Origin of the sequence: Leptolyngbya sp. UWPOB_LEPTO1 (assembly GCF_017302695.1) — a bacterium.
Lineage (GTDB): Bacteria > Cyanobacteriota > Cyanobacteriia > Leptolyngbyales > Leptolyngbyaceae > Leptolyngbya > Leptolyngbya boryana.
Genome location: NZ_JAFLCJ010000022.1, coordinates 23,853 through 40,186 on the forward strand (window position 1 = coordinate 23,853; position 16,334 = coordinate 40,186).

Consider the following 16,334-nt stretch of genomic DNA (forward strand, 5'->3'; position numbering starts at 1 on the left):
TATAGCGACAGTTCATCAGAATTGAACGTTTTCTTCTAAATTTCTGTCACACCCTCACATCACAGCTTAATTTATCAACCTTTAGAGAAAAGAATCAATGTCTTGAGGCATTGTAATTGCTGATTTTTCGTCATGTAAACTATGGCTATCCCTTTTGACGATCGCTCATGCCTCTAGAACAGATTGAAATTTTATCGACTGAAGAAGTGCGCCGAACCGTGAATCGCCTTGCCTCAGAGATTGTAGAGCGATCGGGCGATTTGTCCAAGTTAGTCTTACTGGGAATCTATACGCGCGGTGTTCCCTTGGCAAAAACGCTGTGCGAACAAATTCAAATCTTAGAGAAAATTGAGGTTCCCCTAGGCGCGATCGACATTACCTTTTACCGAGATGACCTCGACACAATCGGTGTTCGCACCCCTGCAAAAACGGATATTCCTTTCGATCTCACGGGTAAAACGGTTGTTTTAATCGACGATGTGATTTACAAAGGACGCACAATCCGCGCGGCATTAGATGCAGTCAATGACTATGGGCGACCGGAAGTCATTCGATTAGCCGTATTAATCGATCGCGGACATCGAGAAGTCCCCATTCACCCAGATTACATTGGAAAACAGCTACCCACGGCGAAAGAAGAAAAAGTCAAAGTCTATCTGCAAGAAATCGATGGACGAGACGGTGTTGAACTTATCAAAGGATAAAAATGGACGGAGCGATCGAAACCCAAAACCGCAAAGCAGACCATCTCAAAGTTTGCTTAGAAGATGATGTGCAATGTCGTGAAGCAACCACGGGATTGGAAAATTATCACTTTACACACTGCTGTTTGCCCGAACTCGATCGCGCTGAAATTGATATCAGCACTCGGTTCTTCAATAAATGCCTGAGTGCGCCGATTCTGATTTCCTCAATGACCGGGGGCACAGATTTAGCGAAGACTATTAATTACCGACTTGCTGCGATCGCACAAGAATATCGGCTGGCAATGGGAGTCGGTTCGCAGCGAGTCGCGATCGAAAATCCAGCCGTTGCAGATTCGTTTAAAATTCGCTCGATCGCTCCAGATGCCTTGCTGTTTGCGAATCTTGGTGCAGTGCAGTTGAACTATACCTATGGAATCGAGCAGTGTTTACGCGCGATCGATCTTCTAGAAGCCGATGCATTGATTTTGCATTTAAATCCTTTGCAAGAAGCGGTGCAAACCCGTGGGGATCAGAATTTTCGCGGCTTGCTCGACAAAATTGCTCAACTTTGTGAAGCGCTGCCTGTGCCTGTCATTGCCAAAGAAGTCGGCAATGGGATTTCTCAAAAAATGGCAGAAAAACTGATTCAAATCGGGGTCAGTGCGATCGATGTCGCGGGAGCCGGAGGAACCTCTTGGGCAAAAGTCGAAAGCGGTCGCGCTCAAGATCCAATCCAACGACGATTAGGCTTAACCTTTGCCGATTGGGGTATTCCGACAGCCGACTGCATTACACAAATTCGGCAAGTCGCACCCACGATTCCCTTAATCGCCTCTGGCGGATTGCGAAATGGTTTAGATGTCGCAAAAACGATCGCACTCGGCGCAGATCTCGGCGGCTTAGCCCTACCATTCTTACAAGCAGCGAATGACTCAGAAGCAGCGCTGCATCTGCTCGTCGAAATCCTTGAAGCAGAAATTACAACGGTACTCTTTTGTACCGGAACGCGAGATTTGAACGAATTAAAGCGATCGGGCGTATTGGAAAAGCGCTGAGAAAATGAGTCGTCACTGCATTTATTTTGCAAAACGGGAGAATATGGAGAACCCACACCCAGACTGCTCCCCCACTCCCCACTTCTTATTCAGTTGCCTACTAACCAAGGAAAAAATTGCGCCGAACTGAGAAATCTTAGCTATCTTTCTAGGGGCACTTGTAATGTGCGATTTATTACCCAGCCTCTACCCATGAGCTTACTCAACCTCGTCTCTTTTCTTGGTATTTTCGGCTTATGCATCATTGCGTGGCTCTTCTCGGAAAATCGCAGTCTTAAAGTGTTTCCCTGGAGAGTCGTTGCGACTGGAATCTTACTGCAATTGGTTTTGGGTGCATTCGTCTTTATCGTGCCAGGAACCCGTGATGCGCTTCAGATTTTCAGCAATTTGCTCGATAGCGTCTTTACTGCGGCAGACACGGGGGCGCGTTTTGTCTTTGGGCGCAACATCGTTCCTGCTCCTGGATCTCCACCCGACGTAAATTTGGGATATATTTTTGCCTTTCGGGCTTTGCCGACTGTGATCTTTTTCTCAGGCTTAATGGCACTCCTGCAAAATCTAGGTGTCATTCAAATCGTCACCAACGCATTCGCGAAAGTGTTCTATCTCACCATGCGGTTGAGTGGAGCAGAATCACTCAGTGGAGCAGCCAACATTTTTGTTGGAATTGAAGCCGCGATCGTCGTTAAGCCTTACTTACCCAAAATGACCCGCAGTGAACTCTGTGCCATTTTGGCGTGCTGCTTTGGGACGGCTGCTTCCTCAACCTTAGCCATCTATGTCAGTTTCTTACGTCCTGTGTTTCCCAATATTTTGGGGCACTTGGTTTCTGCCTCGATTATTGCGATTCCAGCTTGCTTTGTACTGTCAAAGATTCTGGTGCCAGAAACTGAAAAGCCTTTGACGATGGGTGGAATTCCCAAAGAAGAGAAGAAATGGTTGGCAGAAGACGGAGAAATGCTCGAAGAGGTCGCTCTAGCTGAACCGATCGAGAAAGCTAGCCCTTTAGATGCAGCGATCATCGGCTCATTGGATGGGGTAAAAATGGCGGTGTCGATCGCGGCTGTGTTGATCTTGATTCTGGGTTTAGTCTCATTGATCAATCAAATCTTTGCTGGATTAGCCACGATACCGGGTCCAATTGGCAGTACTTTCCAAGTCGTGACACTGGCAAATATTGCAGGGGTGATCTTCTTGCCGTTTACGCTCCTGACTGGGGTTTCATTGGAGTGGAATGAGCTTTGGGAATCTTCGGTAATCATTGGTCGGCGTTTACTCGAAACCGCCATTCCGCCTTATCAAGCATTAGCAGCAGCAGCAGCTAGACCCGAAAATCCGCTCAGCGATCGAGCTGTTCTAATTGTCAGCTATGCGCTCTCAGGATTTGCTCACTTAGCATCCGTGGGCATTTTTGTGGGTGGAACAATCGCTCTCATTCCTTCTCGCCGCAAAGACATTTCTGAATTGGGCTGGAAGGCACTATTTGTCGGCACATTAGCCACAATGATGATTGCCTGTGTCGCAGGTGTATTTGACACGGGAGGCGCGGGCATTCTAGGCGAGAAAGAACCGATTGTCGCCCCTAGTCCACAGCCAAGCGTTTTGCCAGTTCCGGCAACTCCACAGTCGGTGAAAGTTTCTCCGAAACCTACAAAATCGCCACAACCGAGTTCTACTCCTCGCTAAAAACTTGAGCAGCAGTAAAGTCGAGACTGGGAAAAGTGGGAGAGACAATGAGTTCATGATTTGCAAAAACGCCGAACGTAACGTAGTCGCGATCGCGCAATTCTAGAACCGTAATCGAACGAGTTTGAGGATCAAGAATCCAATATTCAGGAATTCCGCGCTCAGCATACTGGGCGCGTTTTCTGTTGAAATCTCGATCGCGGTTTTGACTTCCCGGACTGATCACTTCTGCGACTAACTGTGGAGGTGGCATATCTGCTTTTATCGTTAACCGAGTTTTCGTAAGCGCAATATGTTCTGGACGCAAAATGACAACATCCGGATACCGATTTGCAGCATCCTTTTTTTCTAAAACAGGGACTTGAATCTCACACTGATGAATGCGAACCCATCGACGAGGGAGGAGCGCAGCGAATAAATCTCGCAAATTCAAAGCGAAGAAGTTATTCTCTTCTGATTCGGGTGGCACTTGGACGAGTTCTCCATCGATCAATTCGTAGCGTCCTTCGAGTTCGAGATCATCGCCCGCTGCAAAATATTCCTCAAAGCTAGAGAATCGCAGTTTCGCCTGAGTCATGTTCTGCTGCCTCTTATCAGACCGTGCGTTGATTATATCAAAAGGTGTTTGAGACTTCGGAATGCTATAGTTTTTCCTGATCTCAAGTGTGTTTGAACGTGATGAACTTCTCTACAGCATTAAAAGCGATCGTGCCCAGTCAAGATCAAGTTGGCTTGCGTCGTGCCTGGTATTGTGCGATCGTCTTTTTTACCATCACATTGATCATCTCAATCAATCGCTATTTCACGTTCTATACCTCTTACGACCAAGGACTTTTCAACCAAGTCTTCTGGAATAACCTGCACGGGCGTTGGTTTGAGAGTTCACTCACCTCTGGAAATTCCGTTGCTACGATTCAAGATGGCGTTACTCCAACCGTATCTTTTGTCCATTTAGGACAGCATCTTGTTTTAGATTTTCTACTCTGGTTGCCCTTATATGCGCTCTTTCCTCACCCTCTGACCTTGAGCTTTTTGCAAGTTGCTTTAATGACTGTGGGTGGCTTAATGCTTTATGCGTTGGCACGACATTACCTTGCACCGCAGCTATCTGTTTGGATTACTGCAAGTTACTACAGCGCGATCGCAGTTGCAGGTTCTACGATCGCAAACTTCTACGAACACTGTCAAATTCCACTGTTTGCCTTTGGGACATTACTCGCATTAGAAAAAAAGCAATGGGTCTGGTTCTGGATCTGTGTTGTTCTAGTCTTAGGCGTTCGCGAAGAAGCAGGCATTATTCTCTTCGGGATTGGGGTGTATCTCCTGCTGAGTCGTCGGCATCCCTGGATTGGTTTAGCACTCTGCATTCTCAGTTTTAGCTATGTTGCTTTTGTCACTAACTTTGTACAGCCGAGATTTTCAACTGATGTCTCTCGACTCTATTTAGCGGCTCGCTTCAGGCAGTTTGTAAATAGCGACAATCCAACAACATTACAAGTTCTGTGGGGAATGATCACACATCCCGCTGAACTTGCAGAAAGTTTATTCACCCCGGTCGATCGCCGAATTAACTATCTGGCAAGTCAATGGCTCTCATTAGCATTTGTTCCTGCTGTCTCAGGAGCCGCTTGGACAGTCTCAGGCTTTCCTTTGATCTCACTGTTTGCACAATCTGGGGTGACTGCTTTAGCAGTCAACATTCGCTACGCAGTTGCAGTCGTTCCAGGTGTGTTTTACGGTGCAATTCTCTGGTGGTCACGCAATCCTCAGAAATTCACACCCAAGTTTCGCCGCTGGTGGAAAGTTGCCATGATTCTGTCTGTACTGTTCATGCTGAGCGGCAATCCCCATCGAACTTTTTCGTTCATGATTCCCGATTCGTTTCGTCCTTGGGTGTTTGTTCCCCTAACCCGCCAATGGGAACATGCAGGTCATATTTACAACGTGATTCGCAATGTTCCAAAAGATGCCAGCGTGACGACGACAACGCACTTAATTCCACAGCTTTCGACTCGACGCGCGATCGTGCGATTACCCCTGATCGAAATTTATGACGATCGCAATCAGAAAGTTCAACTCGAATACGCGATCGCGGATTTGTGGCAGCTCAAAGAATACAGCAAAGCCTTCAAAGACAGCCAGTTCTACCTCACGAAAACGCTGCCGCTGCTTGAAAAACTCGTGAATGAAAAACAATATGGCGTATTGCAAGTCGAAGACGGCGTTGTGATGATCGCAAAGGGTCAACCTTCTAATCCAGCCATGCTCGCAGAGTGGCAGAAACTTGCCGCCAGTCTGAAATAAGTTGATTGCTTCGGTGAGCGGGAATTCTAAAAGGATTCACCTCGACATCATTTTGCCCGCCCGGATTCATCCCAAACTGAGGTGAAGTTCACCGTAGCGATAACAATTTTGAGGAACGCTCATGGCTTTAAAAAAGCTCATTCTACCTGGTCTGGCTGTAGTCGCTCTCGTGGGGGGTGCTGCAGGCTTCTTTTTTCTCAATCGCACATCTTCTGATAAAACCACACCTTTAGCGATCGCCAAAGTGCTTCCCGATGAAGCGTATATGGCGACCTTCGTTTCAACTGATGAGAAGACTTGGGAAAAGCTGAAAAAGTTTGGCACGCCAGCCGCTCAAAAAGCGATCGAACAAAACCTGCAAAAAATGCAGCAAGACATGATGAGCGATGCCAAGCTTGATTTCGACAAGGATATCAAACCTTGGATGGGCAACATGATGATTGCCGTCATGCCCAGCAGCAAGCAAGAAGACGCCGAAGTCGTTGCCGCGATCGGCATCAAAGACAAAATGAGTGCCTTGAGTTTCGCCAACAAAGTGAAGAGCGACTCCAAAGCCAAAACCACCGAAACCGAATATCAAGGAGTCAAAATCTTTGAAACCTTGCCGGAGAAGAGTAAAACACCTTACTACACCGCTGTTCTCAACGACGCTTACCTTGTCATCGCAAGCAATCGCGCTGGCATTGAGCAATCAATCGAGGCAACCAAAGGCAACCCCTCTTTCGCAACCAATCCCGAAACGGCAACGCAACTCGCTCAACCAGACGCTGGAGAAGCAGTGATTGCTCGCGTTTATATGCCTATTCCTGCGATCGCGAAAGCAATGAGCGCTGATCCCAAAATGGATGCGACAGCGATCGAATCTCTAAAAAGTCTGCAATCGGTAACAGGCACACTCAGCATCGCCGATGTCGGATTGCGCTTCAAAGGAGAAGTCAAAGTTGATCCCAAAATCGCGATCGACTTCAAACCTTCGGCAGGAAAAGCCGCGGCTCTTTTCCCCGCTGACACGTTTGCTTTAATCTCTGGCTCGAATCTCAATTCTTACTGGAATCAAGTGACCGAGCAGTCACAAAACAATGAGGAGGCTAAAAGAATCGTCGATTTGATGCGAGGCAGCAGTCAGATGATCGGGCTTGACCTCGACAAAGACATTTTTGGTTGGATGACCGGCGACTTCGCGATCGGACTGATGCCGATGAACCAAGGCATGATGGCGGATTTGGGATTTGGTCAAGCCCTTGTATTTCAAACCAGCGATCGCAAAACTGCCGAATCGACTTTAGGTAAATTGGATACTTTGGCGAAAAACCAATCTTTGTCGATCGCGCAACGCGATGTAAATGGCAAAAAAGTCACCGAGTGGCAAACTCCTCAAGGTGCGCTGTTAGGACATGGCTGGATCAACGACGATACGCTATTTATTGCCACGGGTGAACCGCTCGTTTCTTCTTTCTCAAGCCAAGCGAATCCGGCACTCGAAAGCAGCGATGGCTTCAAAAGCGTGATGGCGGCTTTGCCAAAGCAGAATACGGGTTATTTCTACATGGATGTCGAGAAAATGACCGCCTTGATGACTAAGTTCACTCAGGGAACCCAAGCCGCCCAACTCGACCCGGAAGCCCGCGCCGTCTTGGAGTCCGTGCGCAGCATCGGCAGTACGACTAGCCAAATTGACCGAACCACCAGCCAAGTTGAAGCCGTCCTGGCATTGAAACCAGCGAAATAGAGTGGATGCAAATTTCTGGAGTCGATCGACTCCGGAAATTGCGATCCTGCCGTAGAATAGGAAGGCTGTTTAAACTCCGAGCCGATCATGGCACAACCTAAGAAGAAAACCTCAAGTGCAAAGCGTGACCAGCGCAAAGCAACCTGGAAACGTAAAGCAAACCTGCAAGCACAACGCGCTTTGTCCCTCGGCAAGTCAATTTTGACCGGACGTGCGAAAGGCTTCGTCTATCCAACTGACGAAGAAACTGACGAAGAATAACGAGAATGCGTGATTCCGACGCAATGAAGAGTCACGCATTTCTGATTCTGATCCTATGATTTAGGGTAATGATTAGGAGTCAGAATCATGATAGGTAAGTATTTCAAAAAACCAGGCAGCGAACATGGCGATCGCGTTCCTCCAGGTCAAAGACTCGCTTCAGGATTTCCCGTCTTGACTTATGGAGAGACCCCAATTGTCGATCGTGCAGACTGGCAGTTTCGAGTCTGGGGATTGGCAAAAGAAAAGACTTTTTCTTGGGATGATTTTATGGCACTGCCGCAAAGTGAATTTACGGCAGATTTTCACTGTGTCACCACTTGGTCAAAACTCGATGTGAAGTGGGTTGGCGTAAAAGTCACAGATTTTATGAATGCGATCGAGGTTGATCCCAAAGCAGTGCATATCATGGAACACTGCTACGGAGGCTACACCACAAATATTTCGATCGATGATTTCGTCCGCGAAGAAAATTTCTTCGCTCACACCTTATTTGGCGAACCCTTACCCGCAGATCATGGCGGCCCGATGCGTACCGTTGTTCCCCATTTATATGCCTGGAAAAGCGCTAAATGGATTAATGGTCTAGAGTTTCTTCCGAAAGAAGATCTCGGATTCTGGGAACGCAATGGGTATCACCATCGGGGCGATCCCTGGAAAGAGGAACGGTATAGTGGCAGGTTTTGATGAACGTGAGGAGTGGAGAGTAGGGAGTAGACTCCCCACCCTCTCTACTGCTGCTCAATATAAACCGAACTCTGATCCTTCCCCCCAATCTCGATCTTCTGAAACTTCACCCTACCTTGCACACTCACCCGGCTTCCGGTTGCAGGCACAGTTCGATCGCTCACCACCCAAACACTGCCCGTCTCATCCTGCACCTCATACGCTCGCTGTCCGCCCATGAGCGGAGCCTGCGCCTTAATTTGACCCTGTACTTGCACCACGCGATCGCGTTTCTGACTCACCTGATTCGCTTTTACCTGCTCTCCAGGCTCAAGCACCGATAACACGTTATTTGACGTAGACGGCAAATCTGGCGAAGTCGTACACCCGATTGCACTCACACACAACAGCACAACTCCAATCCGTGAGAAACCCATAAGTCACCCGCCCTTTCCTGAGAAAACTACGCGATAGCACCCTACCGACTCGTCATTTCACTTCAAGAGCAACCTTCCCCGCAAAAACTCAATTCACCCAAGAATGCGTGAATCTGCGAAACTAATGAAAGTCACTATCTATCCAATGCAAAAAGCTTCCTCATCATCGGGAAGTTCAAATCAAACCTTCATCAACCTGAGATGTTACGTCTCACATTTTGTCCGATCTTTTTAGTTTTTAGTCAACTTTTTTCACGTCTTCACGTATGTCTTCGATCGCGCAACTCCTCGACGGAAAAGCCCTTGCTCAAAAAATGCAGACTGAACTCGCTACACAAGTTCAGTCTTTGACTCCCCAATATGGTCGTCCTCCCGGTTTAGCCGTGCTGATGGTCGGCGATAATCCCGCCAGTGCCGCCTACGTTCGTAACAAAGAAAAAGCCTGCGCCGCAGTTGGGATCGCTTCATTTGGCAAACATTTTCCCAACGACGCAACTCAAGCCGAAGTTGCAGAGACGATCGCACAACTCAATGCGGATGATCGAGTAGATGGCATTCTTGTTCAACTTCCACTTCCCGATCATCTCGATAGCGTCGCCCTGCTCAACCAAATTCATCCAGACAAAGATGCTGATGGCTTGCATCCGATGAATTTAGGGCGGTTGGTGAGAACAGAGCCAGGATTGAGAAGTTGCACGCCTTATGGAGTCATGCGACTTTTAGAAGAATATAACCTTGATCCCGCAGGCAAAACAGCAGTTGTCGTCGGGCGCAGCATTCTCGTAGGCAAACCGATCGCATTGATGCTACTCGATGCCAATGCTACTGTCACGATCGCGCATTCTCGCACTCCGAACCTCGCAGAAGTCACTCGCAGCGCTGACATTCTCGTTGCCGCAGTCGGTCGTCCCAACTTAATCACCGCAGACATGGTCAAACCGGGCGCGATCGTCGTGGATGTCGGGATCAACCGCATCACTGATGAAACCACAGGAAAAAGCCGACTTGTCGGAGATGTAGACTTTAATGCGGTACAATCCGTGGCGGAATATCTTACTCCTGTTCCAGGTGGAGTAGGTGCGATGACTGTCACCATGTTGTTGCACAATACAGTATGGAGCTATCAACAGCGCTTCCAAAAATAAAGCAACTTCAAATTGACATCACGAATTTAGGCTTAGGAGGATACGGGAATGGTCGCGACCGGGACAACTCAATCGAATCAAGCAGCGCAATTCGATTTAAAGGGCTATTTATCAGTAAAACAGCAACTAGTTGAAGCTGCTCTCGATCGAGCCTTTCCCGTCGTCTATCCCGATAAGATTTATGAAGCGATGCGCTATTCCCTCTTCGCAGGGGGAAAACGGCTGCGTCCTGTCCTCTGTCTCGCTGCCTGTGATCTGTTTAATGGCACACCAGAGATGTCTATTCCGACTGCCTGCGCGCTGGAGATGATCCACACGATGTCGCTGATTCACGACGATTTGCCTGCGATGGACAACGACGATTACCGTCGCGGCAAACTCACCAATCACAAATTTTATGGAGAAGCGGTTGCGATTCTAGCGGGTGACGGATTACTTGCCTATGCCTTTGAGCACATTGTGGAAGAAACTCGCAATGTCAGCGCCGATCGCTTATTAAAAGTGATTTCTCGCCTGGGTCGTGCGGCGGGTGCGGCTGGACTCGTTGGCGGTCAAGTGGTCGATCTCGAATGCGAAGGCGTAAAAGACATTACCCTTGATACACTGAACTTTATTCACACGCACAAGACGGCGGCATTGCTTGAAGCCTCCGTCGTCAGTGGCGGTATTTTGGCAGGCGGGTCGGAGTCTGATCTGCAACGTCTTAGCCGTTACTCTCAAGCGATCGGATTAGCGTTCCAGATTGTTGATGACTTACTCGATATCACTTCGACTCAAGAAGAATTGGGTAAGAGCATCGGCAAAGATGCGAATGTTGAGAAAGCGACTTACCCCCGCCTCTTAGGCATGGAAGAATCGAAACGTCAGGCTCAACAACTCATTGAGCAGGCGAAAGCTGAGGTCGCTGGATTTGGTGAACAAGCGCTGCCACTTATGGCGATCGCTGATTACATCACTGCCCGCAAAAACTAACTCTACCTATCCCTCTATCCCCCCACCGTATGCAGGACTTTGCTGGAATTTTGGATAACGAAGTGCTGCTCTTAGCGCTCGTTGCCTGTTTGATTGCTCAAGCCACTAAGCTCGTGATCGAACTGATTGTCAATCACAAAGTCAATTTTCGGGTGTTAGTCGAAACCGGTGGAATGCCCAGTTCGCATTCGGCTTTAGTTACAGCGTTGGCAACGGGTGTGGGCATGGTCGATGGCTGGAGTAGTACGCAATTTGCGATCGCAACGATCGTGGCATTTGTGGTCATGTACGATTCGCAGGGTGTGAGACAGGCGGCTGGAAAACAGGCGAAAATCCTCAATCAAATCATGGATGAATTTTTTACAGGCGATCATCATTTCAATGAAGACCGCCTGAAAGAATTGCTTGGACATACGCCTGTGCAAGTGATTGCGGGATCACTGCTCGGAGTCGTCGTGTGTGTGATTGGCGAATGGTGGTTAGGAGGAAGTTGGCGATCGGTGTTTGCTCAAATTGCAGGGGTGCATTAGAGGATTAAAGCTCGAGATCGATCATCAAAAATCCTTTACTATCAAAGCAAGATCTATCTTCCAATTCTTCCCATGACTCAAGCTTCTGATCGAGTTCGTTGGACAACTGAAGATCTCAAGCTTCTGCCGGATAGCAGCAGTCGCTATGAAATTATTGATGGACATTTGTTGATGACTCGTGCGCCTCATTGGAAACATCAAAAAGCGATCGGGCAGGCTTACCAAATCCTCAATCTTTGGTCAATTTCATCCCAACTTGGTCAAACGGTTCCAACTCCAGGCATTATTTTCGACGATGCAGACAATGTAATTCCCGATGTCATCTGGATGTCTCATGAGCGATTAGCCGCAGGAGTTGACGAAGAAGGGCATTTCACGATCGCGCCAGAATTAATTATTGAAGTCCTCTCGCCGGGAACACAGAATGAGCGGCGAGACAGAGAAACAAAACTCAAGCTCTATGCAGAACGAGGAGTTCAAGAATATTGGATTCTAGACTGGCGACTTCAGCAACTCGAAGTTTACGATCGCCAAGATGCACTGTTGAAACTGTCCGCAACATTGTTTGCTCAAGATACATTGACCTCTAGAATTCTCCCGAATTTTAGTTGTGCGGTTACTGAGTTCTTTCGCTAAGCATCGCTGCGAGAAATCGTCACGACTCAAGGGTTCTTCTCAAGACTAGGAACGTCTCCCGATCTTGAGAAGAACTCTTTAATAATCGTAGGGATTCTTCGGTTCGGGAATCGGTTTGATCGAACTGGCTTGAACGACGAGTTGGCGCTTATCTGCGATCGTTTCTGTGATCATCTGCCCTTCGACTTCGAGCCAAGAATCGACTTTGTAATCTGAATTCTTGCCGCTGGTTAATTTCACAGGCAATCTCACGGGATACACATCTGCTGCACAGCAAGTAATGACAAAACGAGTCAGTAAGAAATACTGCTCTGAAAGTTCTGGAGTCGTCACCACAAAGCCCTGCAATTTCGCTTTTTGTCCGGTATAAGCATCCGGTTCGGGATACACCTGAAGCGTGCGAATCCAATCAATCAAACTCTTATCTTCTGTTCGGGCTGAAGCTTGAAAGGTTTGAGGTCTGACACGAGTTAGCGTAATCGAATCATTGACGCCGCGATCGATTGCCGTCTGACTGGCAAACGGACGAGGCGTAATCACCAATCCTGCGATCGCAACGATTAACAGCAGTGCACTGCTGAATGCAGGCGGAAAGAACGTCGCATGAGGCAGATCAGGTTGCACAAGTTGCGGTTCTCGCCGTGCTCGCCAAAGGTAAAAGCCTTTTATCCCAGCAACGAACAGCAGGCCAAATCCAGCCGAAATCGTCAAAATATTGTAATTCGGATGAATCAGCAGAAATAACTGTTCCGTCAGCCAAAACTTGAGAATGGCAAATCCCCAAGCCGCGATCGCCATCAAATTTAACCACGGAGTCAACACTCGCCAAGGAATTCTAGACATCATTAGCTGATATACAAATTCACAAATAAACAGAACAGAAACGTCAACAGACCCGCCAATCCAAAGATATACAGAATTGCCCTCGGCTTAAATACCGATAGCATCAATCCCACACCTTTGAGATCGATCATCGGACCAAATACCAGAAAAGCGACCAGTGAACCTGTGGTAAAGGTCGAAGCAAATGACAACGCAAAAAACGAGTCCACAGTCGAGCAAATCGAAACCACTGCTGCCAGCAGCAACATTGCGAGAATAGAAGTCACATTATCTTGACCCAATCCCAGAATAAAGTCCCTCGGGACGAAGACTTGGAGAATTGCCGCGATCGCACTACCTAAAACCAAGACTCCACCCAACTCGCGCATCTCTTGAATCGTGTTATCGAGCAACAGGTGAAACCGATAATTTGCAGGTTTCTCGGTTTTGTTACTGAGCATCGCTTGATATTCGAGCGGGTCAGTGATCAGAGGCTTATTCGACTGTCCTAGGAAATAAGTGCCAGATTGTAATAATGGCGACGCTGAAGACGAGGCTTCTAACTTGCGATTCATGTAAGCAGCAACACCCGACTGCAGCAAAGGGCGGACATCTTTTTGCACACTAAAAACCCAGCCGATTACGGTCGCAATAATCAGCGAAAATAGGATACGAAAGAAAACGACTTCGGGCTGATCACGAAAAGCTGTCCAAGTTGCCCAAAATACGATCGGATTAATCGTCGGCGCGGCTAAGAGAAACCCGATCGCGACCGAAGTCGGCGCACCTTGTAACAAAAGCCGTCGAGCCACAGGCACATTACCGCATTCACAGACCGGAAAGAGAAATCCAATACAGCTACCGACAAATGCACCCAGAAAAGCGTTTTTGGGTAAAATCGCCACAAGCTTTCGCTCATCGATAAAAAATTGCAGCAAGCCAGAGAACAGCACCCCAAGTAGCAAAAAGGGCATTGCCTCGACCATCAAACTCATAAAGAGCGTGAATGCACTGTTGATTTGAGCCATTCAGTCAGGACTTGTGAGGAGATTAGAGGGGATCATAGCAGGGAACCGGAAAGCGATGAAAGTAAACGGATAGAGAAAAAACAATCTACATGCCTTTTTCACCAAATCGAATCAGCATTTCAGGCGATCCTAATTTTTTCAGCGTTCATGCCGGTCCGGACTGCTGCATGAATGACCTCCTGAAATGATCTTCAGTTCCGTCGCGGTTCTCTAAAATAGCTAAGGGCACTAGGAGAACTTTATGACAGCGAAGCGGATTTTATTGTGGGGTTTAACGTTCGTTGCGATCGCAGCAATTACGTTCGATCTGATTGGAAGTTGGAGTCAGCCTCAGTTTCAAAGCCGCTTAGAGCTAGCCCAGAATGATTTACTTCTAGAGGCAGCGGAATATCGAGGCAACCAAACCACGCCCGTTTTAACGGATCGAACGCCGCAAAAAACAGCATTGAAAGCCTATCAAGACACACGATCGTCGGTTGAAAAAGCCATCGTGTCTGCTCAGTCTCAAATTGAGGAAGATTCTGCAACCGATCCGATCAAGGTAGAGCTTGCAAAACAGCAAACCCTTAGAGATGAATTAGATATTAGAATTGGTATTCTTCAAACGCAGCAAAACCAAGTAGAAGCCGCACTGAAAAGTTGGGCAACGCTGAAGACAACGGGATCACAAACCAAGAAAAGCAGCGAATTACGATCGACGGCGACTACCCTCACCGCCCTTTGGCAAAATTCGTTACCACCGCAAGCAGAATCTATTCTGAAACAAAATCTCAACGGCTGGTTTCGCAACCGCGCCCTAGAAAAGCTCTACACCTTAGAGCAACGAGAAACTGCTTTGAATGAATTGCGATCGCTCGAACAAGTTGAGTCTCAGTCAGCCCTCACGAAATGGGTCACTGCGAATGCGATTCCAACCATTGCCATGGTTCTTGGATTTGGCTTGCTGCTCTTTCTAGCAGGTCAATGGCTGCTTCAGCGCAAACAGTCGCTTTTAGTCGGCACAAATCTGATCAAATGGGCTGTGCCTTGGGATTATGAAATTACTTGGCAGGTTTTAGTCGTTGGATTTTTTGCTGTTGGGCAAATCTTGATCGGGCAGATTCTTCTACCGACAGGACTTGCAGTGGCGAAATCGGCGTTTCAGATTGATCCGACGATGTTTACAGTTCGCGATCGCGCAGTTCTCGCGCTGATTACTTATGTTTGTCTAGCTGCGGGCGGTTTAGGCGTGCTCTATGCCTCGATTAAACGGTTCTTATCGTTAGAAGACAATTGGTTTCGCTTCAGCTTGAAGGGCAAATGGCTGCTGTGGGGAGTTGGAGGCTATGTTGCGGCGTATCCGTTACTGGTGGGAGTTTCTTGGGTCAATGAAAAGATTTGGCAAGGGCGCGGCGGAAGTAATCCTTTATTGTCGATCGCACTCGAAGGTCAAGACGGAATCGCAATTACGCTGTTTTTCATTACCGCAGCGATTTTAGCTCCTTTGTTTGAGGAGACATTTTTCCGAGGTTTTTTACTGCCTTCATTGACGCGATATTTCACAACTTGGCAAGCGATCGTGTTGAGTGGGTTAATTTTCGCGATCGTGCATCTCAGTTTGTCCGAAGTTGCACCGTTGACCGTGTTAGGAATTATTCTGGGATTCGTTTATACCCGTACTCAAAATTTGATGGCATCAGTGCTACTCCATGCACTCTGGAATAGTGGAACCCTGTTAACTTTGTTCTTATTAGGCAGTACATCTACTTAGAACAAGTGTAAAATTTGTGTTTGGAATTGATAAAGCTAGGGTACACTGCGGTCGTATTAGATGAGTTTCGATAAGGACTTTAAACATATGACGAGTGGGTCTTCGAGCGACGCGAACAAGAAAGTTGCAGCAGGAATTTGCGGCATCTTATTAGGTGGACTTGGTGTTCACAAGTTTGTTTTGGGATATACAACTGAAGGCATTATTATGCTCATTGCCTGCCTTCCGACCTGCGGTTTGACAGGGATTGTTGGATTGGTTGAAGGGATCATCTATTTGACTAAATCCGACGAGGACTTTGTTGCAACCTACGTTCAGAACAAAAAAGGCTGGTTTTAGTCAAACCGCTAAAAGTTTTACGTAATGTGAGAACTCCGAGTTTTTGAAAAACTCGGAGTTTCGTTTAGTCTCTCCCAACTTCGAGCGATCGCCCTAATGCTGCAAAAACTGCCCAAACCCTCGCTGTACTTTCTCTGTGCCCTGTTAGGAATGGGATATTTCAATGCCTTTTCCTCGCTGGATATCAATCCAATTCTGAAAAATTATCTCGCGCTCGTTCCGGTGCAGATTGGTTTAGTCATTTACTTCCTCTGGTTTCGCCGCGATACCTTGAAAGATTAGAAAAAC

At 47.5% G+C, this 16,334-nt stretch carries 18 protein-coding genes; 14 read left to right on the forward strand and 4 right to left on the reverse strand.

Translation table 11 applies throughout. The annotated features are described in order from the left end of the window. Positions 1 to 167: 167 nt before the first annotated feature. From pyrR to J0L70_RS25390, 3 genes are all read left to right on the forward strand, one after another. Positions 168 to 704: a bifunctional pyr operon transcriptional regulator/uracil phosphoribosyltransferase PyrR gene (gene pyrR / locus J0L70_RS25380; protein ID WP_017288410.1), complete on the forward strand. Its 537-nt coding sequence runs from the start codon at positions 168 to 170 to the stop codon at positions 702 to 704. A gap of 2 nt (positions 705 to 706) precedes the next feature. Next, complete coding sequence (fni, locus tag J0L70_RS25385) at positions 707 to 1,741, forward strand: type 2 isopentenyl-diphosphate Delta-isomerase (protein WP_268242972.1); 1,035 nt, start codon at positions 707 to 709, stop codon at positions 1,739 to 1,741. A gap of 192 nt (positions 1,742 to 1,933) precedes the next feature. After that, on the forward strand, positions 1,934 to 3,427 hold the full coding sequence (locus tag J0L70_RS25390) for a NupC/NupG family nucleoside CNT transporter (RefSeq protein ID WP_287456365.1): 1,494 nt from the start codon (positions 1,934 to 1,936) through the stop codon (positions 3,425 to 3,427). On the opposite strand, the gene J0L70_RS25395 is transcribed toward J0L70_RS25390, so the two are convergent. After that, positions 3,414 to 4,004 carry a Uma2 family endonuclease gene (locus J0L70_RS25395; protein ID WP_268242971.1) on the reverse strand — a complete coding sequence of 197 codons (591 nt, stop codon included), beginning with the start codon at positions 4,002 to 4,004 and terminating at the stop codon, positions 3,414 to 3,416. The two genes, J0L70_RS25390 and J0L70_RS25395, sit on opposite strands and share 14 nt — an antisense overlap. A 101-nt stretch (positions 4,005 to 4,105) precedes the next feature. Between J0L70_RS25395 and J0L70_RS25400 the strand changes: the two genes are divergently transcribed. The 4 genes from J0L70_RS25400 (at position 4,106) to J0L70_RS25415 (ending at position 8,408) form a co-directional block, all read left to right on the forward strand. After that, complete coding sequence (locus J0L70_RS25400) at positions 4,106 to 5,731, forward strand: DUF2079 domain-containing protein (RefSeq protein ID WP_017288406.1); 1,626 nt, start codon at positions 4,106 to 4,108, stop codon at positions 5,729 to 5,731. A gap of 121 nt (positions 5,732 to 5,852) precedes the next feature. Beyond that, a complete protein-coding gene (locus J0L70_RS25405) occupies positions 5,853 to 7,460 on the forward strand; it encodes a DUF3352 domain-containing protein (RefSeq protein ID WP_287456366.1) in 1,608 nt (535 codons plus the stop codon). Between the two features lie 87 nt (positions 7,461 to 7,547). Continuing rightward, positions 7,548 to 7,721, forward strand: coding sequence for a 50S ribosomal protein L32 (locus J0L70_RS25410; RefSeq protein ID WP_017288404.1), 174 nt, complete (start codon positions 7,548 to 7,550; stop codon positions 7,719 to 7,721). An 87-nt stretch (positions 7,722 to 7,808) separates the two neighbouring features. After that, positions 7,809 to 8,408, forward strand: a complete 600-nt coding sequence (locus J0L70_RS25415) for a sulfite oxidase-like oxidoreductase (protein ID WP_017288403.1) — start codon at positions 7,809 to 7,811, stop codon at positions 8,406 to 8,408. Positions 8,409 to 8,452: 44 nt separating this feature from the next. Here J0L70_RS25415 and J0L70_RS25420 read toward each other — a convergent pair whose 3' ends face one another. Then, positions 8,453 to 8,824 (reverse strand): hypothetical protein, encoded by a 372-nt coding sequence (locus J0L70_RS25420; protein WP_051077798.1) that lies wholly within the window; start codon positions 8,822 to 8,824, stop codon positions 8,453 to 8,455. Between the two features lie 266 nt (positions 8,825 to 9,090). Between J0L70_RS25420 and folD the strand changes: the two genes are divergently transcribed. The 4 genes from folD to J0L70_RS25440 all read left to right on the forward strand — a co-directional run bounded on the left by folD (position 9,091) and on the right by J0L70_RS25440 (position 12,107). Further along, entirely contained in the window at positions 9,091 to 9,969 is an 879-nt protein-coding gene (gene folD, locus J0L70_RS25425) for a bifunctional methylenetetrahydrofolate dehydrogenase/methenyltetrahydrofolate cyclohydrolase FolD (RefSeq protein WP_190653156.1), read from the forward strand. A gap of 48 nt (positions 9,970 to 10,017) precedes the next feature. Then, on the forward strand, positions 10,018 to 10,941 hold the full coding sequence (gene crtE, locus J0L70_RS25430) for a geranylgeranyl diphosphate synthase CrtE (RefSeq protein WP_190653157.1): 924 nt from the start codon (positions 10,018 to 10,020) through the stop codon (positions 10,939 to 10,941). A gap of 29 nt (positions 10,942 to 10,970) precedes the next feature. Next, entirely contained in the window at positions 10,971 to 11,471 is a 501-nt protein-coding gene (locus tag J0L70_RS25435) for a divergent PAP2 family protein (protein WP_017288399.1), read from the forward strand. A gap of 72 nt (positions 11,472 to 11,543) precedes the next feature. Then, complete coding sequence (locus J0L70_RS25440; RefSeq protein WP_190653158.1) at positions 11,544 to 12,107, forward strand: Uma2 family endonuclease; 564 nt, start codon at positions 11,544 to 11,546, stop codon at positions 12,105 to 12,107. Between the two features lie 78 nt (positions 12,108 to 12,185). Here J0L70_RS25440 and J0L70_RS25445 read toward each other — a convergent pair whose 3' ends face one another. Beyond that, positions 12,186 to 12,950 (reverse strand): TIGR03943 family putative permease subunit, encoded by a 765-nt coding sequence (locus tag J0L70_RS25445; protein WP_144056360.1) that lies wholly within the window; start codon positions 12,948 to 12,950, stop codon positions 12,186 to 12,188. A 2-nt stretch (positions 12,951 to 12,952) separates the two neighbouring features. Beyond that, positions 12,953 to 13,957 carry a permease gene (locus tag J0L70_RS25450; protein WP_017288394.1) on the reverse strand — a complete coding sequence of 335 codons (1,005 nt, stop codon included), beginning with the start codon at positions 13,955 to 13,957 and terminating at the stop codon, positions 12,953 to 12,955. 241 nt (positions 13,958 to 14,198) lie between these two features. Here J0L70_RS25450 and J0L70_RS25455 point away from each other — a divergent pair, with 241 nt between their 5' ends. The 3 genes from J0L70_RS25455 (at position 14,199) to J0L70_RS25465 (ending at position 16,328) form a co-directional block, all read left to right on the forward strand. Then, positions 14,199 to 15,707, forward strand: coding sequence for a CPBP family intramembrane glutamic endopeptidase (locus tag J0L70_RS25455; RefSeq protein WP_287456367.1), 1,509 nt, complete (start codon positions 14,199 to 14,201; stop codon positions 15,705 to 15,707). Between the two features lie 60 nt (positions 15,708 to 15,767). Then, positions 15,768 to 16,046 carry a TM2 domain-containing protein gene (locus J0L70_RS25460; RefSeq protein ID WP_017288392.1) on the forward strand — a complete coding sequence of 93 codons (279 nt, stop codon included), beginning with the start codon at positions 15,768 to 15,770 and terminating at the stop codon, positions 16,044 to 16,046. 96 nt (positions 16,047 to 16,142) lie between these two features. Further along, entirely contained in the window at positions 16,143 to 16,328 is a 186-nt protein-coding gene (locus J0L70_RS25465) for a hypothetical protein (protein ID WP_017288391.1), read from the forward strand. Positions 16,329 to 16,334 lie beyond the last annotated feature (6 nt).